The sequence below is a fragment of the Pseudomonas putida genome (assembly GCF_028682635.1).
Taxonomy (GTDB): Bacteria; Pseudomonadota; Gammaproteobacteria; order Pseudomonadales; family Pseudomonadaceae; genus Aquipseudomonas; species Aquipseudomonas putida_AE.
On record NZ_JANHLK010000009.1, the window covers coordinates 207,759 to 230,781 of the forward strand.

General features: G+C 59.9%; 16 protein-coding genes and 2 pseudogenes. 12 read left to right on the top strand and 6 right to left on the bottom strand.

Annotation, left to right across the window (positions count from 1 at the left end):
- Positions 1–159: 159 nt before the first annotated feature.
- Together NPS56_RS14160 and glnA are read right to left on the bottom strand one after the other, a co-directional pair.
- Positions 160–669 (bottom strand): DUF4124 domain-containing protein, encoded by a 510-nt coding sequence (locus NPS56_RS14160; protein ID WP_274075160.1) that lies wholly within the window; start codon positions 667–669, stop codon positions 160–162.
- 224 nt (positions 670–893) lie between these two features.
- A complete protein-coding gene (glnA, locus tag NPS56_RS14165) occupies positions 894–2,300 on the bottom strand; it encodes a glutamate--ammonia ligase (protein WP_274075161.1) in 1,407 nt (468 codons plus the stop codon).
- Positions 2,301–2,628: 328 nt separating this feature from the next.
- On the opposite strand from glnA, the gene thiI reads away from it, so the two are divergent.
- Positions 2,629–4,083, top strand: a complete 1,455-nt coding sequence (thiI, locus tag NPS56_RS14170) for a tRNA uracil 4-sulfurtransferase ThiI (protein ID WP_274075162.1) — start codon at positions 2,629–2,631, stop codon at positions 4,081–4,083.
- 139 nt (positions 4,084–4,222) lie between these two features.
- Positions 4,223–6,043, top strand: a complete 1,821-nt coding sequence (typA, locus tag NPS56_RS14175; protein ID WP_274075163.1) for a translational GTPase TypA — start codon at positions 4,223–4,225, stop codon at positions 6,041–6,043.
- 195 nt (positions 6,044–6,238) lie between these two features.
- On the opposite strand, the gene NPS56_RS14180 is transcribed toward typA, so the two are convergent.
- On the bottom strand, positions 6,239–6,676 hold the full coding sequence (locus tag NPS56_RS14180) for a YkgJ family cysteine cluster protein (RefSeq protein ID WP_274075164.1): 438 nt from the start codon (positions 6,674–6,676) through the stop codon (positions 6,239–6,241).
- A gap of 256 nt (positions 6,677–6,932) precedes the next feature.
- Between NPS56_RS14180 and NPS56_RS14185 the strand changes: the two genes are divergently transcribed.
- The 5 genes from NPS56_RS14185 (at position 6,933) to NPS56_RS14205 (ending at position 15,969) form a co-directional block, all read left to right on the top strand.
- On the top strand, positions 6,933–9,383 hold the full coding sequence (locus NPS56_RS14185; protein WP_274075165.1) for a glycogen/starch/alpha-glucan phosphorylase: 2,451 nt from the start codon (positions 6,933–6,935) through the stop codon (positions 9,381–9,383).
- A gap of 142 nt (positions 9,384–9,525) precedes the next feature.
- Positions 9,526–12,687 carry a DUF2339 domain-containing protein gene (locus NPS56_RS14190; protein ID WP_274075166.1) on the top strand — a complete coding sequence of 1,054 codons (3,162 nt, stop codon included), beginning with the start codon at positions 9,526–9,528 and terminating at the stop codon, positions 12,685–12,687.
- Complete coding sequence (locus NPS56_RS14195) at positions 12,684–14,045, top strand: DUF3999 domain-containing protein (protein WP_274075167.1); 1,362 nt, start codon at positions 12,684–12,686, stop codon at positions 14,043–14,045. The genes NPS56_RS14190 and NPS56_RS14195 overlap by 4 nt, the downstream gene beginning before the upstream one ends.
- A 307-nt stretch (positions 14,046–14,352) precedes the next feature.
- Positions 14,353–15,363 carry a class 1 fructose-bisphosphatase gene (locus NPS56_RS14200; RefSeq protein ID WP_015093094.1) on the top strand — a complete coding sequence of 337 codons (1,011 nt, stop codon included), beginning with the start codon at positions 14,353–14,355 and terminating at the stop codon, positions 15,361–15,363.
- A 3-nt stretch (positions 15,364–15,366) separates the two neighbouring features.
- Complete coding sequence (locus NPS56_RS14205) at positions 15,367–15,969, top strand: DUF924 family protein (RefSeq protein WP_274075168.1); 603 nt, start codon at positions 15,367–15,369, stop codon at positions 15,967–15,969.
- A gap of 7 nt (positions 15,970–15,976) precedes the next feature.
- Here NPS56_RS14205 and NPS56_RS14210 read toward each other — a convergent pair.
- Together NPS56_RS14210 and NPS56_RS14215 are read right to left on the bottom strand one after the other, a co-directional pair.
- A pseudogene (locus NPS56_RS14210) lies at positions 15,977–16,153 on the bottom strand (type II toxin-antitoxin system RelE/ParE family toxin); the annotation flags it as partial.
- Positions 16,154–16,253: 100 nt separating this feature from the next.
- Complete coding sequence (locus tag NPS56_RS14215; RefSeq protein ID WP_274075169.1) at positions 16,254–18,146, bottom strand: methyl-accepting chemotaxis protein; 1,893 nt, start codon at positions 18,144–18,146, stop codon at positions 16,254–16,256.
- 279 nt (positions 18,147–18,425) lie between these two features.
- Between NPS56_RS14215 and NPS56_RS14220 the strand changes: the two genes are divergently transcribed.
- Positions 18,426–18,680, top strand: a complete 255-nt coding sequence (locus tag NPS56_RS14220) for a lipoprotein (protein ID WP_046815262.1) — start codon at positions 18,426–18,428, stop codon at positions 18,678–18,680.
- 31 nt (positions 18,681–18,711) lie between these two features.
- Entirely contained in the window at positions 18,712–19,281 is a 570-nt protein-coding gene (locus tag NPS56_RS14225) for a lipocalin family protein (RefSeq protein ID WP_274075170.1), read from the top strand.
- Positions 19,282–19,362: 81 nt separating this feature from the next.
- Here the strand turns inward: NPS56_RS14225 and NPS56_RS14230 are convergent, their stop codons facing one another.
- Positions 19,363–20,727, bottom strand: coding sequence for a formimidoylglutamate deiminase (locus tag NPS56_RS14230; RefSeq protein WP_274075171.1), 1,365 nt, complete (start codon positions 20,725–20,727; stop codon positions 19,363–19,365).
- 146 nt (positions 20,728–20,873) lie between these two features.
- Here NPS56_RS14230 and hutC point away from each other — a divergent pair, with 146 nt between their 5' ends.
- The 3 genes and pseudogenes from hutC to NPS56_RS14245 all read left to right on the top strand — a co-directional run.
- Entirely contained in the window at positions 20,874–21,584 is a 711-nt protein-coding gene (gene hutC / locus NPS56_RS14235) for a histidine utilization repressor (protein WP_170948611.1), read from the top strand.
- Complete coding sequence (locus NPS56_RS14240; RefSeq protein ID WP_274075172.1) at positions 21,581–22,150, top strand: HutD/Ves family protein; 570 nt, start codon at positions 21,581–21,583, stop codon at positions 22,148–22,150. The genes hutC and NPS56_RS14240 overlap by 4 nt, the downstream gene beginning before the upstream one ends.
- Before the next feature lie 495 nt (positions 22,151–22,645).
- Positions 22,646–23,023: pseudogene (locus NPS56_RS14245) on the top strand (urocanate hydratase); the annotation flags it as partial.

The window sequence follows — 23,023 nt, forward strand, 5'->3', positions numbered from 1 at the left end:
AAGAAGCGTTTAACCCCTGAAACGGGTGTTTAACGCTCGATTGCGTGGCGTTCTGCCAGCTTCAGCGGGTAATTTCGAACCAAAATGGGCTGCAATGTGCGCGGGGTGCAACCATTCGCACCAATATAGTGCGCAAGCCGGGACAAGGTAAGAAGTCCTTCAACGCTTGTGCACCCGCTGTACGGTGAAGGTGACGGTAGGGCTTTGCTGCACGATGGTTTCGCCGCTGACGACCTGCACGGCGAGGCTGTGCAGGCCACGGTCGATGTTCACCAGTTGCAGGCTCGGTACGTTGCTGGGTTGGCCATAAGGCTGGTCATCCAGCAACAGCTGCAGTAGATGCGGGCCTTGCAGGCGCGGTTCGATCAGCACGTTGACGGTGAAGGTGCCGTTGTTGGCGCGCAGGGCTTCGGTGGTGGGCAGGCCCGTGAGTTCCAGTACGTTGTAGGCGATCTTCGGCTGATCTTGCGACTGGGTGGGGGTGGGAGGTGCTTGCGTGGGCTGGGGCTGAGCGCGATTGAGCGGTGGCAGTTCGACCGGCTGCGCGGTGACGCCATCGGGTGGTTGATTGCTATACGCCGTGTTGCCTTGGGCGTCGGTGTACTTGTAGATCTGCGCTGTGGCGGGCAGGGCGATCAGCAGCAGGATTAGGAGAAAGCCACGAGGCATGAAATCGACCGGAAGCGAAAGCGTTGGAGTGCAGCATAGGTCAGGGGGGGGGGGGTTGTCCCAAGTGAATCAAGATCAAAAGATCGCAGCCTTCGGCAGCTCCTACTATGGGAATGGCGTGCACCCTGTAGGAACTGCCGCAGGCTGCGATCTTTTGACTCATGAAAAAGGCCTCCCGAAGGAGGCCTCTTTTTTGTCACGCCGCGTGTCGCAGCGCTACCGGATCAGCAGCTGTAGTACAGCTCGTATTCCAGTGGGTGTACGAAGGTACGTACCTTGATTTCTTCTTCGCTTTTCAGGGCGATGTAAGCGTCGATGAAGTCGTCGCTGAAAACGCCGCCTTTGGTCAGGAACGCACGACCTTTGTCCAGCTCTTCCAGGGCTTCTTTCAGGCTGCCGCAAACTTGTGGGATCTCTTTCGCCTCTTCAGGCGGCAGGTCATACAGGTTTTTGTCAGCTGCATCGCCAGGGTGGATCTTGTTCTGGATGCCGTCCAGGCCGGCCATCAGCAGTGCGGCGAAGCACAGGTACGGGTTGGCAGCCGGATCCGGGAAGCGAGCTTCGATACGGCGGGCTTTCGGGCTCGACACGTAAGGAATACGGATCGAAGCGGAACGGTTGCGAGCCGAGTAGGCCAGCATTACCGGTGCTTCGAAGCCTGGAACCAGACGCTTGTAGGAGTTGGTAGCCGGGTTGGTGAAGCCGTTCAGGGCCTTACCGTGCTTGATGATGCCGCCAATGAAGTACAGGGCGGTATCGGACAGGCCGGCATAACCTTCGCCAGCGAAAGTGTTCTTGCCTTCTTTCCAGATGGACATGTGCACGTGCATGCCCGAGCCGTTGTCGCCGTACAGCGGCTTAGGCATGAAGGTAGCGGTGCGACCGTAGGCGTCGGCAACGTTGTGCACGACGTACTTCAGGGTTTGGGTTTCGTCGGCTTTCTTCACCAGGGTGTTGAATTTGACGCCGATTTCGTTCTGGCCGGCAGTTGCCACTTCGTGGTGGTGAACTTCGACGGTCAGGCCCATTTCTTCCAGTGCGTTGCACATGGAGGTACGGATTTCGTGGTCGTGGTCGAACGGTGGAACCGGGAAGTAGCCGCCTTTGACGCCTGGACGGTGGCCCTTGTTGCCGCCTTCGATGTCCTGGTCGGACATCCAGGAACCTTGTTCGGAGTAGATCTTGAACATGGAGCCGGAAATGTCGGACTTGAACTTCACCTGGTCAAAGATGAAGAACTCTGGCTCTGGACCGGCGAATACGGTGTCACCGATACCGGTGGATTTCAGGTGCTCTTCGGCGCGCTTGGCGATCGCGCGTGGGTCGCGGTCGTAGCCTTGCATGCTCGAAGGCTCGATGATGTCGCAGACCAGGATCAGGGTCGGCTCTTCGGTGAACGGGTCCAGGACAGCGGTGGAGTCGTCTGGCATCAGGATCATGTCGGAGGCTTCGATGCCTTTCCAGCCAGCGATGGACGAACCGTCGAACATCTTGCCGACTTCGAAGAAGTCATCATCCAGCGCGTCGCGAGCCGGCATGGTCACGTGGTGCTGAGTGCCTTTGGTGTCCGTGAAGCGCAGATCAATCCACTTGACGTCATGATCTTTAATGAGTTGAACCGACTTCGACATAGTGTCCTCCGGGTGGCTTAGGGCTGGTAGTGGATGCCCTTAATAGTTGGTGATGCCGGCGCGAATACTCTGCCAAGGCAACCTGCCTCACAAGGGAGCAAATTGCATGCCAGTGCCCCACCATGGGTTTTTTGCCCCAAATTCACGCCTGTCAGGCGGAAAAGCACATTAAAGCCTAATAATGCGCCCTACAATGTGGCGTTCATTTCAATAAATGACCTGTTTTGGTGCGCTAAAAACCTTCTGCACATTAACTGGTTAAACCTTGAGCAATTTCCGCTATAATCCGCGCCCCCCTTTTTCGGCAGGCCCTGCGCGCGCTGTTTCCATGAAATTAATCGTAAAAGTCTTTCCCGAGATCACCATCAAGAGCCGCCCGGTACGGATGCGTTTCATCCGTCAGTTGGCCAAGAACATCCGTGCCGTGCTCCGTGACCTGGACCCGGCTGTGGTGGTGAACGGTGTGTGGGACAATCTCGAGCTGGAAACCCGCGTCAGCGAGCCCAAGGCCCTGAAGGAGATGGGCGAGCGCCTGAGCTGCATGCCGGGCATCGCGCATTTCCTGCAGATCGACGAGTACCCGCTGGGTGACTTCGATGACATCGTCGAGAAGTGCAAGCAGCACTACGGCGATGCACTGGCTGGCAAGATTTTTTCGGTACGTTGCAAGCGCGCCGGCAAGCATCCGTTCAGCTCGATCGATATCGAGAAATATGTCGGCAGCCAGTTACGCCGCCAGTGCGGTGCCGCCGGAATCGACCTGAAAAAGCCTGAAATCGAAGTTCGTATCGAAGTTCGCGACCAACGGTTGTTCGTGATCCACAGCCAGCACAATGGCATCGGCGGTTATCCGCTGGGTGCGCTGGAGCAGACGCTGGTGCTGATGTCCGGTGGTTTCGACTCCACCGTCGCGGCCTACCAGATCATGCGCCGCGGCCTGATGGCGCATTTCTGCTTCTTCAACCTGGGTGGACGTGCCCACGAATTGGGCGTCATGGAAGTCGCGCATTTCATCTGGAAGAAGTACGGCAGCTCCCAACGCGTGTTATTTGTCAGTGTGCCGTTCGAGGAAGTGCTGGGAGAAATTCTCGGAAAAGTCGATAACAGTCATATGGGCGTAGTATTGAAGCGTATGATGTTGCGCGCTTCCTCCCAGATTGCCGATCGACTGCACATCGAAGCACTGGTCACCGGTGAGGCGATCTCCCAGGTATCGAGCCAGACGCTGCCGAACCTGTCCGTGATCGACTGCGTGACCGACAAGCTGGTCTTGCGTCCGCTGATCGCCAGTCACAAGCAGGACATCATCGACCTGGCCAACGAAATCGGCACTGCCGACTTCGCCAGGCACATGCCGGAGTACTGCGGGGTCATCTCGGTGAACCCCAAGACCGCTGCCAAGCGCTATCGCGTGGAGCACGAAGAGAAAGAGTTCGACATGGCAGTCCTCGAGCGTGCACTCGAGAACGCCAAACTGGTACCGATCGATCGCGTGATCGACGAATTGGGCCAGGATCTGCAAATTGAAGAAGTCAGCGAAGCGCTGGCCGGTCAGATCGTCATCGATATCCGTCACCCGGATGCCGCTGAAGACGACCCGCTGGACCTCGCTGGCATCGAGGTACAAACGATGCCGTTTTATGCACTGAACGCTCGTTTCAAGGAACTGGACCCTACTCGCCAGTACCTGCTTTATTGCGACAAAGGCGTGATGAGTCGCCTGCATGCCCACCATTTGCTCAGTGAGGGGCATGCCAATGTGCGCGTTTATCGACCGAGCTAAGTGCCCGGGGCTGTTTGCCTGTGGCTTGCGTCACCGGCCCCCCGACGCCGCCGTCAAGCTGTAACGGCAAGGCCTGACTCTACTGTAAATCGCTGCCAAGACTTGTCAGCGCACCGAATCCTCTGATCGAGATACACAAGTGATCGAAAATCTACGCAACATCGCCATCATTGCTCACGTTGACCATGGTAAAACCACCCTGGTAGACAAACTCCTGCGTCAATCCGGCACCCTGGAGCGCAACGAGCTCAACGACGAGCGCGTGATGGACTCCAACGACCAGGAAAAAGAGCGCGGTATTACCATTCTGGCGAAAAACACCGCCATCAACTGGAACGGCTACCACATCAACATCGTGGACACCCCGGGCCACGCCGACTTCGGCGGCGAAGTTGAACGCGTAATGTCGATGGTCGACTCCGTTCTGCTGCTGGTTGACGCTCAAGACGGCCCTATGCCGCAAACCCGTTTCGTGACCAAGAAGGCTTTCGAAGCCGGCCTGCGTCCAATCGTGGTCATCAACAAGGTTGACCGTCCAGGCGCGCGTCCGGACTGGGTTCTGGACCAGATCTTCGACCTGTTCGACAACCTGGGTGCCACCGAAGAACAGCTGGACTTCCAAGTCGTCTACGCCTCGGCCCTGAACGGTATTGCCGGTCTGGACCACACCGCAATGGCTGAAGACATGACCCCGCTGTACCAAGCGGTCGTCGACCACGTTCCGCCGCCGAAAGTCGACCGTGACGGTCCGTTCCAGATGCAGATCTCCGCACTGGACTACAACAGCTTCCTGGGTGTTATCGGTGTTGGCCGTATCGCTCGTGGTCGCGTCAAGCCGAACACCCCGGTTGTCGCTATCAGCGCCGACGGCAAGAAGCGTAACGGTCGCATCCTGAAGCTGATGGGTCACCACGGTTTGCACCGTATCGACGTTGAAGAAGCGGCTGCGGGCGACATCGTGTGCATCAGCGGTATGGACGAGTTGTTCATCTCCGACACCCTGTGCCAGCTGGACACCCCAGAAGCGATGAAGCCTCTGACCGTTGACGAGCCAACCGTTTCCATGACCTTCCAGGTAAACGACTCGCCATTCTGCGGTAAAGAAGGCAAGTTCGTGACCTCCCGTAACATCAAGGATCGTCTGGACAAAGAGCTGCTGTACAACGTTGCCCTGAAAGTTGAAGAAGGCGACACCGCTGACAAGTTCAAGGTTTCCGGCCGTGGTGAGCTGCACCTCTCGGTACTGATCGAAACCATGCGTCGCGAAGGCTTCGAGCTGGCCCTGGGCCGTCCGGAAGTGATCATCCGCGAAGTCGACGGCGTGAAGCAGGAACCGTTCGAAAACGTGACCATCGACATCCCTGAAGAATCCCAGGGCAAGGTCATGGAAGAGATGGGTCTGCGTAAGGGTGACCTGAGCAACATGGTGCCGGATGGCAAAGGCCGTGTTCGCCTGGAATACAACATCCCTGCTCGTGGTCTGATCGGTTTCCGTAACCAGTTCCTGACCCTGACCAACGGTGCCGGCATCCTGACCTCGATCTTCGATCGCTACGACACCGTCAAGTCGGGCCACATGTCCGGCCGTCAGAACGGCGTTCTGGTTTCGGTTGAAACCGGCAAGGCACTGACCTACTCGCTGGAAACCCTGCAGGCTCGTGGCAAGCTGTTCGTAGAACACGGCCAGGAGATCTACAACGGTCAAATCGTTGGTCAGAACAGCCGCGACAACGACCTGGGTGTAAACCCAACCAAAGGCAAGAAGCTCGACAACATGCGTGCTTCGGGTAAAGACGAAACCATCGCTCTGGTTCCACCTGTTCGCTTCACCCTGGAACAGGCTCTGGAATACATCCAGGAAGACGAGCTGTGCGAAGTAACGCCTAAGTCCATCCGTCTTCGCAAGAAGATCCTGGACGAAAGCGAGCGTACCCGCGCTGCCAAGAAAGCCAAGGCATAAGATTTAGCCCAGGCTGAACGAAAACGCCCCCGGTCGAGAGATCGGGGGCGTTTTTATTTGTCTGCAATTTAGGGGGTGTTTGTGCTGGCCCCTTCGCTGGCAAGCCAGCTCCTACAGGGTTTCGTGTCGTACGCTTTGTAGGAGCTGGCTTGCCAGCGAAGGCGGCCGATCAGCCACCGCCAAAATCAGAGATGATCAGAACCGCTCGATGCTCCGCGAATTGGTTTCACGCACCACTTCTTTCGGCTTGTAAGCGCAATACCCCGGCCGCGGGCCGATTTTCGGGTGGTTACGGCAAGTATCCGGGCGCTTATCATAAATAGTGCACAGACGACTCTTACGATCCAGGTACAGGCAATCGTTGTTGCTCATGCGCTGGAGGGTGAAGATTCCTGACTTCTGATTGAAGCGCTCGACCAGACCTTCCTTTTGCAGGCGTTTGGCGATGTTCTTCGGTGGATCACCCAGCTCGAACTCATCGACCACGCCGATGCGGATCAGATCCTTGATCTTGACCTCGACGGGCAGGGTGCAGCAGCTGGACATGCACGAGCCGCACATCGGGGCAGAGTACTTGGCCCAGGTATCGAGTCGGTCGATCTCCGCGGCGGCGATCAGGTTGGGCTTCATCATCGGTTGTTACCAGCGTGTGCATCAGGGCGCGCGATCATACCGGGACTGGTGGATTTTTGAACAACCTTTCGCCAGTTTTTTTCGCGAGCATCCAGTTGCACCGTTAATCCGGCACGGCCCCTGCATTGATTCAGGCACATGACAATGTATTGCCGGCTTGACGCGCATTAACAGGAAAAACTGCCGAACCAGAGTCTATACCGTCTGTCAGACCGTCTAGTCTCAGACAATTCCAAGCTCGCTCGAGGTCCTATCGATGACTCAAGAACCACTTGTTCGCGAAGCAGAGGTGGCCGCATTCCGCGACGCCGTCTTGACCAAACTCACCTACGCGGTGGGCAAAGACCCGGATCACGCCTTCGACCATGACTGGTTCGAAGCCATTGCCCTGGCAGCGCGTGATCACATGGTCGAGCACTGGATGGACCACACTCGGCAGATCTACCGCAAAGGACAGAAGCGGGTTTATTACCTCTCCCTGGAATTCCTCATCGGCCGGCTGCTCTACGACAGCCTGAGCAATCTCGGCCTGCTCGACGTCGCGCGCGAAGCCCTGACCGAACTCGGCGTCGACCTTGAACGCATTCGCTTGCTGGAGCCCGATGCGGCCTTGGGTAACGGTGGCCTCGGGCGACTGGCAGCGTGCTTCATGGAAAGCATGTCGACCCTGGGCATCGCCGGTCACGGTTACGGCATTCGTTACGAACACGGCTTGTTCCGTCAGGCCGTCGTCGACGGCTGGCAACAGGAGCAGACCGAACACTGGCTGGATTTCGGCAACCCCTGGGAGTTCGAGCGGCCGGAAGTGGTTTACACGATCGGCTTTGGCGGCGGTGTCGAGACCGTGACCGATGAAGCCGGCAAGTCCAAGCAGGTCTGGCACCCGGCGGAAACCGTGCGAGCCATTGCCTATGACACGCCGGTGGTCGGTTGGCGCGGGGCGAGCGTGAACACGTTGCGGCTGTGGCGCGCACGGGCCATGGAGGATTTGCACCTGGAACGCTTCAATGCCGGTGACCACCTGGGTGCGGTGGCCGAAGTGGCCCGGGCCGAAAGTATCTCGCGGGTACTCTACCCGGCGGACAGCACCGAGGCCGGGCAGGAACTGCGGTTGCGCCAGGAATACTTCTTCGTCGCCGCGTCCCTGCAGGATTTGCTGCGTCGCCATCGCAACATGCACACCTCGGTGCTGACCCTGGGCGATCACGCGGCGATCCAGCTCAACGACACCCACCCCTCGATCGCCGTGGCCGAGTTGATGCGCCAATTGGTCGATGTCTACGACGTGGCATGGGATGCGGCGTGGCAGGTCACGGTCGACACGCTGTCCTACACTAACCACACCTTGCTGCCCGAAGCGCTGGAAACCTGGCCGGTGGGCTTGATGGAGCGCATGCTGCCACGGCACATGCAGATCATTTACCTGATCAACGCCCAGCATATCGACTCGTTGCGGGCCAAGGGCATCCACGATTTCGACGTGCTGCGCGCGGTGAGTCTGATCGAGGAAGACAACGGCCGCCGCGTGCGCATGGGCAACCTGGCGTTCCTCGGCTCCCACAGTGTCAACGGCGTATCGGCCTTGCACACGCAACTGATGCGCAAGACGGTGTTCTCCGAGCTGCACAAGCTCTATCCGCAGCGGATCAACAACAAGACCAACGGCATCACGTTCCGCCGCTGGCTGTACCAGGCCAACCCGGAACTGACCTCGATGCTGGTCGATGCCCTCGGCCCGGACCTGCTGGACAATCCCGAGGAGCGCTTGCTCGAGCTGCAGCCGTTCGCCGACAAGCCGGCGTTCCGCAAGGCGTTTGCCGAACAGCGCTTGCACAGCAAAAAGGCCCTGGCCTACCTGATTCATGAACGCTTGGGGGTGGCGGTCAACCCGGCGGCGATGTTCGACGTGCAGGTCAAGCGGATCCACGAATACAAGCGCCAGCTGCTCAACCTGATGCACACCGTGGCGTTGTACCAGGCGATCCGTGCGGAACCGGAAATCGACTGGGTACCGCGGGTGAAGATCTTCGCCGGTAAAGCGGCGGCCAGTTATCACCAGGCCAAGCTGATCATCAAGCTGACCAACGACATCGCCCGGGTGGTGAACAACGACCCGACCGTACGCGGGTTGCTCAAGGTCGTGTTCCTGCCCAACTACAACGTCAGCCTGGCGGAGAGCATCATTCCGGCCGCTGACCTGTCCGAGCAGATATCTACCGCCGGCTTTGAGGCCTCGGGCACCAGCAACATGAAATTCGGCCTCAACGGTGCATTGACCATCGGCACGCTGGACGGTGCCAACGTGGAGATGTCCGAGCGTATCGGCGTCGAGAACATGTTCATCTTTGGTCTTAGCGCCCAGCAGGTTGAAGCGCGCAAGCAGAACCACGAATTCAGCGCGGTGCCGGACATTGCCGGGTCCCATCGACTCAACGATGTGCTGCAAGCCATTCGCGGCGGGGTGTTCTCGCCGGACGATCTGTCCCGTTACACCGGGTTGATCGATTCGCTGGTTGAGTATGACCGCTTCCTGGTCTGTGCCGATTTCGATTCCTACTGGAATGCGCAAATGCGCGTCGAAGCCCTTTGGCACGATTCCCAGGAATGGTGGCGCTCGGCGGTGTTGAACACCTCGCGCATGGGCTGGTTTTCGTCCGACCGGACGATTCGCGAGTACGCCACGGAAATCTGGAAGGCCTTGGAGTAACGCTGCCAGCGGTTCGATATACTGACGGCTGCAAAAGATCGCAGCCTTCGGCAGCTCCTACAGCTAGGGGTTGCCGGGGGCTGCGATCTTTTTTGGAGCTGGCTGCGCTAATCTTCCTGGATTGCGCTTAGGGATATCGACCATGCAATGGATGTTCATGCTTGTGGGCCTGGTGCTCGGCTGGATACTCGACGAGTCGTTCAGCGATGCGTTGCTGGGCGCGCTGCTCGGGCTGGGTATCGGCCAGGCCGTTCACATCGGCAGGCTGGGATCGCAGGCCAACGAGCAACGCCGTCTATTTGAGCAGGCGCAACTTGCACTGCAGGCGGTCGAGCAACGCTTGGCCATGCTGGAATCCACTGGGGTCAAGGCGCCTGAATCCAGCGCAGCCGTTCCAGCTCCCGACATTGTTGTCGCTCAAGCCCCCGCCGAAACCCCGGAGCTGATCTGGGAGCTGCCGCCTGACCTTGAACCGGTCGCGACAGCGCAGCCCTTCGACGCCTGGAAATCAGCGCCCGCCAAGCCCTCTGAACCCAACCTCATCGAGCGCGCCATCAACGCTACACGTGCGTGGCTGTTGGGCGGCAATACCGTGCTGCGGGTCGGTGTGCTGCTGTTGTTCCTCGGCCTGGCCTTCCTGCTGCGCTACGCCACCGAGGGCATGGTGGTGCCGATCGAGTTGCGCTACGCCGGTGTCGCGGCTGCTGCATTGGGCTTGCTCGGCCTCGGCTGGTGGCTGCGAACGCGTAACAGCGCTTACGCCCTGGTGCTGCAAGGAGCCGGCATCGCCGTGCTGTACCTGACGGTGTTTGCCGCCATGCGCCTGCATCCGTTGCTCGATCCCTCGGCGGCGTTTGGCCTGCTGGTGGCGGTGACGGTGTTTTCGGCGATTCTCGCCATTACCCAGGATGCCCTGGGCCTGGCTGCCGCCGCGGCGCTGGGTGGATTCGCCGCGCCCCTGCTGGTGTCCACGGGTGCCGGTAGCCACGTCGCGCTGTTCAGCTATTTCGCCTTGCTCAACGCCGGCATCCTCGTCATCGCCTGGTTCAAGGCCTGGCGCTTGCTGAATGTCATCGGCTTCACCGGCACCTTCAGTATCGGGGTCGCCTGGGGCTTGCGCTCTTATACGCCAGAGTTGCTGTGGAGCACCGAGCCGTTCCTGATTCTGTTCTTCGTGATGTACCTGGCCATCGGCTTGTTGTTCACTCGGCGAAAACTGCTGCAAATGAGCGACGCGCCCGAGGCTGACGGCCGTGAAGCGCTGTTGCTCTGGTCTGCGCGCAAGGGTGACTACGTTGACGGCACGCTGCTGTTCGGTCCGCCGTTGGTGGGCTTCGGGCTGCAGTTCGCCCTGGTTCAGCATCTGGAATTCGCCGCCGCGTTCAGCGCCTTGGCCTTGGGCATGATCTATATGGGCCTGGCACGACTGCTGATGCCTGGTCGAGCGTTGCTGCTGGGGGAAACCTGTCTGGCCCTGGGCGTGATTTTCACCAGCCTGGCGATTCCGTTGGGGCTCGATGCGCGCTGGACCACAGCCGCGTGGGCGGTGGAAGGCGCGGGCATCTGCTGGCTCGGCCTGCGTCAGCAACGGCCAGTGGCCCGGGCCTTTGCCTTGCTGCTGCAACTGGGTGCGGCGCTGGCATTTCTAAGCGAGTTGGGTCGCGCAGAAACCAGTCTGATCAGCGGCGTGCCTTTGGGCGCGTTGTTGCTCGGCGGCGCGCTGCTGTTCAGTTTCTACCAGTTGCGCAAAGCGTCGCCCGAGCAAACGCAGGCGTGGGAGCGCAAGGGCTTGCCGGTGCTCGCCTGTCTCGGCCTGACGTTCCTGTATCTGCTGGCGCCGCTGTTCTTCTTCAGTCATGGCACGACGATCAGTTGGGCTTTGGCCGGATTGGTGACGTTGTGGGTCGGCCTGCGCCTGCCATCACGCACGTTCCTGTTCACCGCGGTTGCCGTACAGCTGCTGGCAGGTGGGTTATTCCTGTTGGCCGGGCCACCCCTCAGTGATGAGCTGCGGCCGTTGGCCCATGGCGGATTCTGGGCGCCGCTGGTGTTGGGGCTGTCTGCGTTGGTCGGGGCCTGGCGATTACAGCTCGGTAACTCCACCAAGGCGCCAGATGGATTGAACGTGCAGCGTTTGTCCCAGGTCGGGCTAGCGTGGGGCGCGGGTTGGTGGGCGCTGGCGTGGCTCAGCGAAGTACTGCGCTTTGCACCCTTGCCGCTGCAAGCGACATTGCTGCTGGCTGTCGCGGCCACGAGTGTTGCGTTGTGGGCGGTGTTGGCATTGCGCCTGAAATGGCCGTCGCTCGGGCTGCTCTGCACCTTGCTGATGCCCGCTGCCGCGCTGGTGTTGCTGGCGGCCTGGCACTCGCGGTATCACCCGGCGGCCCATTTCGGTTGGCTGCTGTGGCCGACGGTGTTTGTGGTGCATTTCATTTCCCTGCGGCGCCTGGCGCCGATGCTGCCGGCGCTCGCGCTGGGTGCCGCGCATGTAGTCGGTTGCTGGTTGCTGATCGGTGTGCTGGCCCTGGAGTCGCGTTACGGCCTGCTGCTGTTGTCCGAGCAGTACAACGCCTGGCGCTGGTTGGGTTGGGCGATTCTGCCGGGCTTGTATCTGTTGTTGATGGCGTCCCCGCGTGCCTGGCCTTGGCCAGTATCGGCTTATCCGCGCGAGTACCGCGTGTATGCCGCTGCACCGTTGGCACTGTTGATGCTCGGCTGGTTCTGGCTAGCTAACAGCGTCAGTGACGGCACCGCCGAGCCGCTGCCTTACGTGCCACTGATCAACCCATTGGAGTTGGGTTTGTTGTTCGCGCTGTTCGGCGTTTATGTGTGGTCGCGTAGCGCCTTGACGCAACTGGCGATTCCCAAGGCCTACGCCGCATACGCCATGCAAGCGGTCACTGGCGTGTCCCTGTTCGCATTTTTCACCGCACTGGTGATGCGCGCGGCGCACCATTGGGGCGGTGTGCCGTTCGAGCTCGACGCGCTGCTCGAGTCCATGTTGGTCCAGGCCGGCCTGTCCATCGTCTGGACCCTGATGGCGCTGGGTTTGATGATCGGCGGCCATTTGCGTCATCGCCGTGAAGTCTGGTTGATCGGTGCGGCACTGATCGGCGTGGTGGTGGCGAAACTGTTCTTTGTGGAATTGAGCAACCGTGGCGGGCTGGCGCGGATCGTGTCGTTTATCGGCGTTGGCGTGTTGCTGCTGGTGGTGGGCTATTTCGCCCCGTTGCCGCCCAGGCGCGTCGAAACCGTGGCGGACACCGAGAAACCGGCACCGCAAACCGAAGGAGTGTCGTCTTGAGTCAGAAGTTGAGCCTGGTCTGGCTGGGCGTCGTTGCAATGGGCGTGGTACTGACGGCTACTGCTCAGGAAACACCGGCGGACTTCGCCACGCAAGTGCCGTTGTCCGTGAGTGGTGAAGGTCCATGGTATCGCCTTGAGCTGCCCCTGGCCGTGCAACTGAGCGCTCGGCAGACCGACCTCAGTGATGTGCGCGTGTTCAACGCCGCTGGCGAACCGCAAGCCTATGCCCTGTCACGGGCATCCGCGCAAGCTGACGACGACCCCATGCTGACCGACGTCAAATGGTTCCCGCTGTACGACTCGGCGGACGCCACCGGGCATGCCCCGAGCGTTAAGGTGCAATCGAGCGCCAATGGCACTTTGGTCCAGGTGCAGCCCTCCACTGAGCTGGAGGTGGGCGAAGAAGCTTTGCGTGGCTGGCTTCTGGATGCCAGCGCCATCAAGGCCCCGTTGCAGCAGCTGATTCTCGACTGGACCAGTGAGCGTGATGGCTTCCAGCGGTTCAGCATCGAAGCCAGCGACGATTTGCAGCATTGGCAGTCGTGGGGCGAGGGGCAACTGGCGCGATTGACGTTTGCCGATGAGCGGGTCGAGCAGCATGAGGTCAGCCTCCCGGGGCAGTCGGCACGCTATCTGCGTTTACTGTGGGATATTCCGCAATCGGCGCCGATACTGACATCGGCGCAACTGCAAAGTGTGCGCAACTTGCCGCTGCCGTTGGTCTGGTCATACGCGTTGGCCGGCAGCAGCGTGAAAGCGGGCGAATACACCTGGCAACTGCCGAGGGTGCTGAACGTCGAGCGTTTGCAGATCGAACTGAGCCAACCCAACAGCCTGGCGCCGGTCATCCTTTCCGGGCGTCGCGACAGCACCTTGCCGTGGCAACCGTTGAGCAGTGGCCTGCTTTATCGCCTGAACCAGAGTGGCGAGGACGTGGTGCAAAACGAATTGCAGTTGCCGGGGCAGGCCGTGCAGCTGTTGAAACTGACGGTGGACGAGCGCGGCGGTGGCCTCGGCGCGCAGGCGCCAACGGTGAAGTTCGCCGTGCGCGCGACGCAATTGGTGTTTCTGGCGCGCGGACCTGGGCCCTATACGCTGGTGCTGGGCAATGCGACGGTGAAGGCGGCGAGTCTGCCGTTGTCGACGTTGATCCCCGATTACAGCCCGGCAAAGCTGGCGACGTTGGGCCGGGCGTCGGTGGATGGCGGGGTGTCGGTTACCCCTGTGTCTACAGGGCCGGTATCGACGGGCTCCGACTGGAAGAAATTCGGCCTGTGGGCGGTGCTGCTGCTCAGTGTTTTGTTTCTGGCGACGATGGCCTTCAGTCTGCTGCGCAAGCCGCCCGCCAATCCCTGAGAATGGCTGGCGCTGCGCGCCAGTTCGCGAGCAAGCCCGCTCCCACACGGGATCTGCTTCATGACATGGATTATGTGTGCGCTACAGATCAAATGTGGGAGCGGGCTTGCTCGCGAATGCGGTCTGCCAGCAGCCAAAAAATAGCGAAACCTGTGACCCATCAAAGGCTCACATTCATCCCATTTCCTACTACGCTGAACCCCGCGCATGAACTCTCTTCGGTCGATCACGTCTGATAGGAGGAAATGCGCCCCGACTCGCGTTAAACTGCGCGGGTTTTTAGTCCCCCATTCCACCGGAGCCTTCCATGTCCCGCGTTACCTTGAGTCGCTATTTGATTGAGCAGACCCGCAGCAACAACACTCCTGCCGATCTGCGCTTCCTGATCGAAGTGGTGGCGCGTGCCTGCAAGGAGATCAACCACGCCGTGTCCAAAGGCGCCCTGGGTGGCGTTCTGGGCAGCATGGGCACCGAAAACGTCCAGGGCGAAGTGCAGAAGAAGCTCGACGTGATCTCCAACGAGATCCTGCTCGAAGCCAACGAATGGGGAGGTCACCTGGCCGGCATGGCGTCCGAAGAAATGGATAATGCCTACCAGATCCCGGGCAAATACCCGAAAGGCGCCTACCTGCTGGTATTCGACCCGCTGGACGGTTCGTCGAACATCGACATCAACGCCCCGGTCGGCACCATCTTCTCAGTACTGCGTTGCCCGAACGAATACCTGAGCCAGAACGAGCCCTTGAATGAAAAGGCTTTCCTGCAGCCAGGCACCCAGCAAGTGGCCGCCGGTTACGCGATCTACGGTCCACAGACCATGTTGATCCTGACCCTGGGCGACGGTGTGAAAGGTTTCACCCTGGACCGTGAAATGGGCAGTTTCGTCCTGACCCACGAGAACATCACCATTCCTGAAGCCACCCAGGAATTCGCCATCAACGCCTCCAACCAGCGTCACTGGGAAGCCCCGGTACAGCGCTATGTCGGCGAATTGCTGGCAGGCGATGAAGGCCCGCTGAAAAAGAACTACAACATGCGCTGGGTCGCCGCGATGGTTGCGGACGTGCACCGCATCCTGACCCGTGGCGGTCTGTTCATGTACCCGCGCGACAGCCGCGAGCCCTCCAAGCCGGGCAAACTGCGCCTGATGTACGAGGCTAACCCGATGTCGTTCCTGGTGGAACAAGCGGGCGGCGCGTCCACCGACGGCCACCAGCGCATTCTCGACATCCAGCCTGAAGGCCTGCACCAGCGCGTAGCGGTGTTCCTCGGCTCGAAAGAAGAAGTCGCACGCGTGACGGCCTACCACAAGGAATAAACCATGGACGCGCCCTGGCAGCCGTTGCTCGATTGGTGGTTCGGTACAGCCGAAACAGCCAGGGCAATCGCGGCTGACAAGGGCAAGTTGTGGTTCGGCAAGCGTGACAGCCAGGACCTCGAGGCGCGTGAGCGTTTCGGGGCCCAGGTCGAGCAGGCACTGACCGGCGGATTGACCGAGTGGATGCAACGTCCCGAAGGTTGGCTGGCACTGGTGCTGTTGCTCGATCAACTCCCGCGCATGATCTTTCGCGACTCTCCCAAAGCCTTTTCCGGTGATCTGCGGGCCCAGAAACTGGTCGCCCAAGGCATTGCCGCGGATTTTGATCGGCAGTTAACACCCATTCAGCGAGTGTTCATCTACCTGGTGTTCGAGCACAGCGAGAACCTCGCGGTGCAGAACGAAGGCGTCTCGCGCTACATCGACCTGGTGGCGCAGCAGCCGGAGACTGATCGGGCCTTGTTTGCCGATTACCTGGATTTTGCCGAGCGGCATCAGAAGGTGATTGCGCAGTTTGGACGGTTTCCCCATCGCAATGCGGTGTTGGGGCGCGAGAGTACGGCTGAGGAATTGGTGTTTCTTTCGAAACCCGGGTCGCGCTTCTAAACGCTGCCTACGGATTGTCTTGAAGCAGCCGCTTCATCAGTAATGCTGACAGACTTTTTCGCCTATCGGCAATGATATGGACGAAGACTGTCTGTTCGCGAACCTCATAAATGACTCTTTTCATTCCTGAGAGGATCTGTCGATACTGGCTGAGATTCAGCTTCTCGATTTCTTCCGGTATTGACTGTTGCCTTCGCTGGCAAGCCAGCTCCTACAGGGATCTTTGTCGCACCGCCGATCACTGTAGGAGCTGGCTTGCCAGCGAAGGGGCCGGAAATTGCGACTTAGATCCTGAAACTACCCACCAACTGCTTTAACCGGGCCGCCTGCTGCTCAAGATCGGCACACGCGCGCAAGGTCGACTGCAGGTTTTCCACGCCTTCCTGGTTCAGCGTATTGATCTCGGTAATGTCGACGTTGATCGACTCCACCACGGCCGTCTGCTCTTCCGTCGCCGTCGCCACGGATTGGTTCATGCCATCGATCTCGCCGATGCGCTGGGTCACGCTGCCCAGGCGCTCGCCAGCCTGGTTGGCGATGCCGACGCTGTTTTCGCTCTGGCGCTGGCTGTCGGTCATGATGATGACCGCTTCCCGGGCGCCGACTTGCAGTTCCTCGATCATCTTCTGCACTTGCTGTGCCGAGTCCTGGGTGCGGTGGGCGAGGTTGCGCACTTCGTCGGCAACCACCGCAAATCCACGTCCGGCCTCACCGGCACGAGCGGCTTCGATCGCCGCATTGAGCGCCAGCAGGTTGGTCTGCTGGGAGATGCTGGTGATTACTTCCAGAATCTGCCCGATGTTGACGGTGTTGCTGTTGAGCGTCTCGATGTTGCCGCACGAGTCGCTGATCTTGGCCGACAGCTGGTGCATGGCCGAAATGGTTTTATCCACAACCTGCTGACCCTCTTCGGCCAACGCGCGCGCATCGCTCGAATGCTGCGAGGCGAGGGCGGCGTTCTGGGCGATTTCCTGGGCGGCGGCACCGAGCTCGTTGATCGCCGCAGCCACACTACTGGTGCGCGAGGCTTGCTGGTCGGAGTTGAACATCGACGAGTTGGAGGCGGCGACAACGCGCAGGGCCACTTCGTTGACCTGGCCCGTGGCCGAAGACACTTCGCTGATCGAGGTGTGGATGCGTTCGACGAAACGGTTGAACGACAGACCCAGTGCGCCGAATTCGTCATGGCCATGGATGGCCAGGCGTTTGGTCAGGTCGCCTTCGCCTTCGGCGATGTCGTGCATGGCACGGCCCATGGTCAGCAGCGGCTGCATCAGGAAGCTGATCAGCATGCCCAGCAAGGTGATGATGATCAGCACTGCAATCACCATGGCGATGATCGCCGAGGTGCGGAATTCGCTCAGCATCGAGAACGCGGTGTCCTGATCCAGCACCAGCGCTACGTACCAATCCGCCGATGGCACACCGTTGACGTGGGTGAAGGAGATGAACTGGCTTTTGCCGTCGATCTCGACTTCTTTCATGCCCGGGCTGACTTTCGGCGCACCGTTGGGGTAAGCATCGCTCAGGTTCTTGAGCACCCATTTGCTGTCCGGGTGAATCAGGATCTTGCCGTCGGCGCCCACGATGAAGGCATGGCCGTGGCCGCCGAAGTTCAGCGAGTTGATGATTGCACTGACGCTGGACAGGTCGATGTCGGCGCCAGCAACGCCGATCATCTGGCCCTGGCGCTGGACCGGCGTTGCCACCGTGATCACCAGTTTGCCAGAGGAGGCGGCGATGTAGGGTTCAGTGACGATGGTCTGTTGCGCGGTGTTGGCCGCTTTGTACCAGCCGCGGGTGCGCGGGTCGTAGTCTGACGCGCGATTGCCCGCAGGGACGGAGAACATCACGCCGTCGGCGCCACCGAAGTAGCTCAGCTGGAAGTTGCCGGTGTAGGCGGGCAGGTCGATGACCCGTTTCAGGCTGGCGGGGGCATTGCCGTCGGCGCTGACCTGCTGGGCCATTGATTGCAGCAACTGCATGCGGCTTTCCAGCCAGGTCTGGATGTTGCTGGTGGTCAGGCTGCCCAGTTCCTGCATCGAAGCTTCGGTGCTGCTACGCAAGGTCTGGCGCTGGCGATAGTCGTTGAACAGGATGAAACAAGCGAATGCGACGGCCACCACGAGGGCGGCAGCCAACAGGATCTTGTGGCTGAATTTCATGTTTCTGGTCATGGGATGGGCTACCGCAGGAGATCGGGTCGACAAAAGGGGGGCAAAGGCCACGGACGTGGCTTTGCGTTGCTTGTATGTCGACTGAGCGGCGCCAAAGATTAGGCACTATGAGCAAAAAACGACGAAATACCCGACAGCCATACGAAGCGGCTGATAATTCGCGCAAAGGTAGACGAGTGGCCTGACAAATAGCCCGTCGGGCAGGGAACCAGATAGGGGTTTTCTCTTCTAAGGTTCAGCTTGGCAGTCATGCCAATCCCTTCGTCCGTGGAGTTTTACATGTCGCTGCGATCCATCGCCCTGCTGTCGTTTTGCGTGTTGCTGGCTGCGTGCAGCAAGGTCAATCAGGAAAACTACTCGAAGCTGTCGTCAGGAATGGCCAAGGCCGAGGTTGAGTCCCTGTTGGGTAAACCCGCCGATTGCTCAGGCGCGCTCGGCATGTCCAGTTGCACATGGGGCGACAAGAATAGCTTTATCAGCGTGCAGTTCGCCGGTGACAAAGTGTTGATGTTTTCCGGCCAAGGCCTGAAGTAAACCGGGGCCACGCGCCCACGGGAGAAAAACAATGAAGCGGTTATTGATCATGCTTTTTGCCGGCCTGGTGTTGGCCGGCTGTGCCAGTTCTGGCCAGGATCCGTTGGCGCCCAAGACCGTCAACAGTGTCAATCTCAAGCGCTACCAGGGTACCTGGTACGAGCTGGCGCGAATGCCGATGTACTTCCAGCGCGATTGCGCGCAATCCGAAGCCCATTACACGCTCAAGCCTGACGGTAACGTCGCGGTGTTGAATCGCTGCCTGACGGCGCAGTGGCAATGGGAAGAGGTCAAGGGCACGGCGTACCCGCAAGTACCAGGCAAGAGCGACAAGTTGTGGGTCGAGTTCGATACCTGGTTTTCCAGGCTGATTCCGGGCGTGGCGAAGGGTCAATACTGGGTGTTGTACGTCAGCGATGACTACAAGACGGCCATCGTCGGCGACCCGAGCCGTCGTTACCTGTGGCTGTTGTCGCGCACCCCGACCGTCAACGGCGTAGTGCGTGAAGAATTGCTGAGCAAGGCGCGTCAGCAGGGTTATGACACCACGCGGCTGATCTGGCGGGCGTCGGATACGCAGATGGCGAAGACCTCGAACTAAAAAGATCGCAGCCTGCGGCAGCTCCTACAGGGTAAACATCAAGCCCATGTAGGAGCTGCCGCAGGCTGCGATCTTTTGCTTTTAGCCGAGCAAATCGCGCAGGACCTGGGTGAAGGCGCGATTGCTTTCCTCTTCCCCGGCATGCCGCCCGTCACGCACGACCCACTGGCCATTGACCAGCACATCGCGCACCTGGCGATCGCCACCGGCAAACAACCAACGATTGAGAATCCCGTCGCCACTGGCGGTCGCCAGGTACGGATCGTTGCCGTCCAGCACCAGCCAATCGGCACGCTTGCCGACTTCCAGTGCGCCGATCGGTTGCCCGAGTGCCTGGGCGCCGCCGTCCAGCGCCGCATCAAACAGCGTGCGGCCGACCATCGGCTGGTCCGCGCCATACAGGCGGTTGCGCCGTTGATCACGCAGGCGCTGACCGTATTCCAGCCAGCGCAACTCTTCCACCACGCTCAATGACACATGGCTGTCGGAACCGATGCCCATGCGCCCGCCCTGGGCGAGAAAATCCACTGCCGGGAAAATCCCGTCGCCGAGGTTGGCTTCGGTGGTCAGGCACAGGCCGGCGATGGCGCGACTCTTGGCCATCGACGTGACCTCTTCCGGGTTGGCGTGGGTGGCGTGCACCAGGCACCAGCGCTGGTCGACTTCGACGTTTTCGTACAGCCATTGCAGTGGACGACGGCCGCTCCAGCTCAGGCAGTCGTCGACTTCTTTCTGCTGCTCGGCAATGTGGATGTGCACCGGGCATTGCTTGTCGCTGGCCGCCAGCACTTCGCTGATCTGTTGTGGCGTGACCGCGCGCAATGAGTGGAAACACAAACCCAGGGACTGAGCCGGTTGCTGCGCCAGCAACGGTTGCAGGCGCGATTGCAGTTTGAGGTAGTTTTCAGTGCTGTTGATAAAACGGCGCTGGCCGTCATTTGGCGTTTGACCGCCGAAACCGGCGTGGCTGTAGAGCACGGGAAGCAGGGTCAAACCGATACCCGCAGAACTGGCCGCCTGGCTGATCCGCAGGGCCAGTTCGGCTGGATCTGCGTAAGGCTGGCCATCGATGTCGTGATGCACATAGTGAAATTCCGCCACCGAGGTGTAACCGGCCTTGAGCATTTCGATGTACAGCTGGCGGGCAATGACGCCCAATTGCTCCGGGCTGATTTTTCCGACGAGGCGATACATCAAGTCGCGCCAGGTCCAGAAGCTGTCGTTCGGATTGCCTGCCACTTCCGCCAGCCCGGCCATGGCCCGCTGGAACGCGTGGGAGTGCAGATTCGGCATGCCCGGCAGCAGCGGACCGCTCAACCGTTCGGCGTCATCTGCATGAGAATCGGCCTGGATATGGGTCAAGACGCCGTCGGCGCTGACCTCAAGACGTACATTGTTGGCCCATCCGTTAGGCAGCAGCGCGCGTTCGGCAAAGAAGGCGGACATGGTTCAGCACCCCATCGTGTGTTATTTGTATATACATATACAGACGTTTGCCTGCCCGGTAAACTCCGGCAAGCTAGCGACATCAACCAAACGACCAAGGATTAACCGTGCCGACTCCGCCTCCAGTCTCTCCGTTGGCCGCGAACATGGGCGACAGTCCGGCGCCCCTGTACGCTCGCGTCAAACAGATGATCACCCAGCAAATCGACAGCGGTAACTGGCCGCCGCACTACCGCGTTCCGTCGGAAAGCGAGCTGGTCAGCCAGCTGGGTTTCAGCCGCATGACCATCAACCGCGCCTTGCGCGAAATGACCGCCGACGGTCTGTTGGTGCGCATGCAGGGTGTCGGCACCTTCGTTGCCGAGCCGAAGAGCCAGTCCGCCCTGTTCGAAGTGCACAACATCGCCGACGAAATCGCCTCCCGTGGCCATCGCCACACCTGCAAGGTGATCACCCTTGAAGAGGAAGCTGCGGGCTCCGAACGCGCCCTGGCGCTGGACATGCGCGAAGGCCAGAAGGTTTTCCACTCGCTGATCGTGCATTTCGAAAACGACATTCCGGTGCAAATCGAAGATCGTTTCGTCAACGCGCTGGTGGCGCCTGAGTACCTCAAGCAGGATTTCACCCTGCAAACGCCCTACGCCTACCTGAACCAGGTCGCGCCGCTGACCGAAGGCGAGCACGTGGTCGAGGCGATCCTGGCCGAGCCGTCCGAATGCAAGTTGCTGCAGATTGAAAAAGGCGAGCCGTGCCTGCTGATCCGTCGCCGCACCTGGTCTGGTCGTCAGCCGGTGACCGCCGCTCGCTTGATCCACCCTGGTTCCCGTCATCGTCTGGAAGGTCGGTTCCACAAATGAATGATCTGAAAGTTTTACGCGCCAAAGATTACCCGTGCATGCCGTGGAAGAACGGCGGCGGCAGCACCGAAGAAATTACCCGCGATGCCGGTACCGGCCTGGATGGGTTCGGCTGGCGCTTGTCGATTGCCGATATCGGCGAGTCGGGCGGGTTTTCCACCTTTGCCGGTTACGAGCGGGTGATCACCGTTTTGCAGGGTGACGGCATGACCCTGACGGTGGATGGCCAGGACGCTCGGCCACTGTTACCGCTGGACCCGTTTGCCTTCAGTGGTGAAAGCAAGGTGTCCTGCACATTGCTGGGTGGGCCGATTCGCGATTTCAACCTCATTTATGCGCCGCAACGTTACGCGGCGCGGTTGCAGTGGTTGAGCGGTGAGCAGCGGTTTTTCAGCGAGGCTGGGACTGTGCTGGTGTTCAGTGTCAGTGATGCGCTGGAAGTGAAGACCGGTAACACCGTCTCGCAGCTTGGTCGGCATGATTGTCTGCAGCTCGACGGTAACGCCGGGCTGCTGGAAGTATCCAGCAATGGCGCCTGCTGCGTGATCGAACTGACAACGCGCTGATCCCCTTGCAGGAGCGAGCTTGCTCGCGAAAAACCCAAGGACGTCGCGGAGCATCTGGTTTTACGCGTTATCGTTCAAGACCATCGCGAGCAAGCTCGCTCCTACATTGGGGAGAGCTTGCTCGCGATGTCGTTTCCCCTCTCGGATTACGTTTCCCACAGCGCACCACTTTGTTACCGAACGCCCCAGCGTGGCGCAAAACCTCGCCTAAGTAACAAAATCCTCTCGCCACAAAAATCCCCCCAGAAAAATTTCATCCACGCCAGAACCCTTATTCCAGGCGCTCTCCAGCCCTTTCAGAATTTTTCTTGAATGCTCATCCAACAAGTTGGCCGCTTGATTGCATATGCTTGTATGTACAAGTAAAGACGTATGCGTATGAGTCACGAGGACTCAACCATCGTCCACTGATTTGCCGGTGTGCACTGATGCCCATTGGCTTGCTCGCCCACTGCCTGGGTTGGTTTTTGGATTGATTGCTGAGGAGTTCTTTTCGTGACTAAATTTCGTGACGTTGAAATCCGCGCTGCCCGCGGTAACAAGCTGACCGCCAAGAGCTGGCTGACCGAAGCGCCGCTGCGCATGCTGATGAACAACCTCGACCCTGAAGTCGCCGAGAACCCTAAAGAACTGGTGGTTTACGGTGGTATCGGTCGTGCGGCACGTAACTGGGAGTGCTACGACAAGATCGTCGAAAGCCTGACCAACCTGAACGACGACGAAACCCTGCTGGTGCAATCCGGCAAGCCGGTCGGCGTGTTCAAGACCCACGCCAACGCCCCGCGCGTACTGATCGCCAACTCCAACCTGGTACCGCACTGGGCGAGCTGGGAGCACTTCAACGAGCTCGACGCCAAGGGCCTGGCCATGTAC

Bases quoted from the DNA above. Each gene is read 5' to 3' on its own strand.
- NPS56_RS14225 (WP_274075170.1), top strand. From the start codon at position 18,712: ATGAAGCGGTTATTGATCATGCTTTTTGCCGGCCTGGTGTTGGCCGGC.
- NPS56_RS14220 (WP_046815262.1), top strand. From the start codon at position 18,426: ATGTCGCTGCGATCCATCGCCCTGCTGTCGTTTTGCGTGTTGCTGGCT.
- NPS56_RS14230 (WP_274075171.1), bottom strand. From the start codon at position 20,727: ATGTCCGCCTTCTTTGCCGAACGCGCGCTGCTGCCTAACGGATGGGCC.
- glnA (WP_274075161.1), bottom strand. From the start codon at position 2,300: ATGTCGAAGTCGGTTCAACTCATTAAAGATCATGACGTCAAGTGGATT.
- NPS56_RS14160 (WP_274075160.1), bottom strand. From the start codon at position 669: ATGCCTCGTGGCTTTCTCCTAATCCTGCTGCTGATCGCCCTGCCCGCC.
- NPS56_RS14185 (WP_274075165.1), top strand. From the start codon at position 6,933: ATGACTCAAGAACCACTTGTTCGCGAAGCAGAGGTGGCCGCATTCCGC.
- thiI (WP_274075162.1), top strand. From the start codon at position 2,629: ATGAAATTAATCGTAAAAGTCTTTCCCGAGATCACCATCAAGAGCCGC.
- NPS56_RS14200 (WP_015093094.1), top strand. From the start codon at position 14,353: ATGTCCCGCGTTACCTTGAGTCGCTATTTGATTGAGCAGACCCGCAGC.
- NPS56_RS14205 (WP_274075168.1), top strand. From the start codon at position 15,367: ATGGACGCGCCCTGGCAGCCGTTGCTCGATTGGTGGTTCGGTACAGCC.
- NPS56_RS14180 (WP_274075164.1), bottom strand. From the start codon at position 6,676: ATGATGAAGCCCAACCTGATCGCCGCCGCGGAGATCGACCGACTCGAT.
- NPS56_RS14240 (WP_274075172.1), top strand. From the start codon at position 21,581: ATGAATGATCTGAAAGTTTTACGCGCCAAAGATTACCCGTGCATGCCG.
- NPS56_RS14190 (WP_274075166.1), top strand. From the start codon at position 9,526: ATGCAATGGATGTTCATGCTTGTGGGCCTGGTGCTCGGCTGGATACTC.
- NPS56_RS14215 (WP_274075169.1), bottom strand. From the start codon at position 18,146: ATGACCAGAAACATGAAATTCAGCCACAAGATCCTGTTGGCTGCCGCC.
- hutC (WP_170948611.1), top strand. From the start codon at position 20,874: ATGGGCGACAGTCCGGCGCCCCTGTACGCTCGCGTCAAACAGATGATC.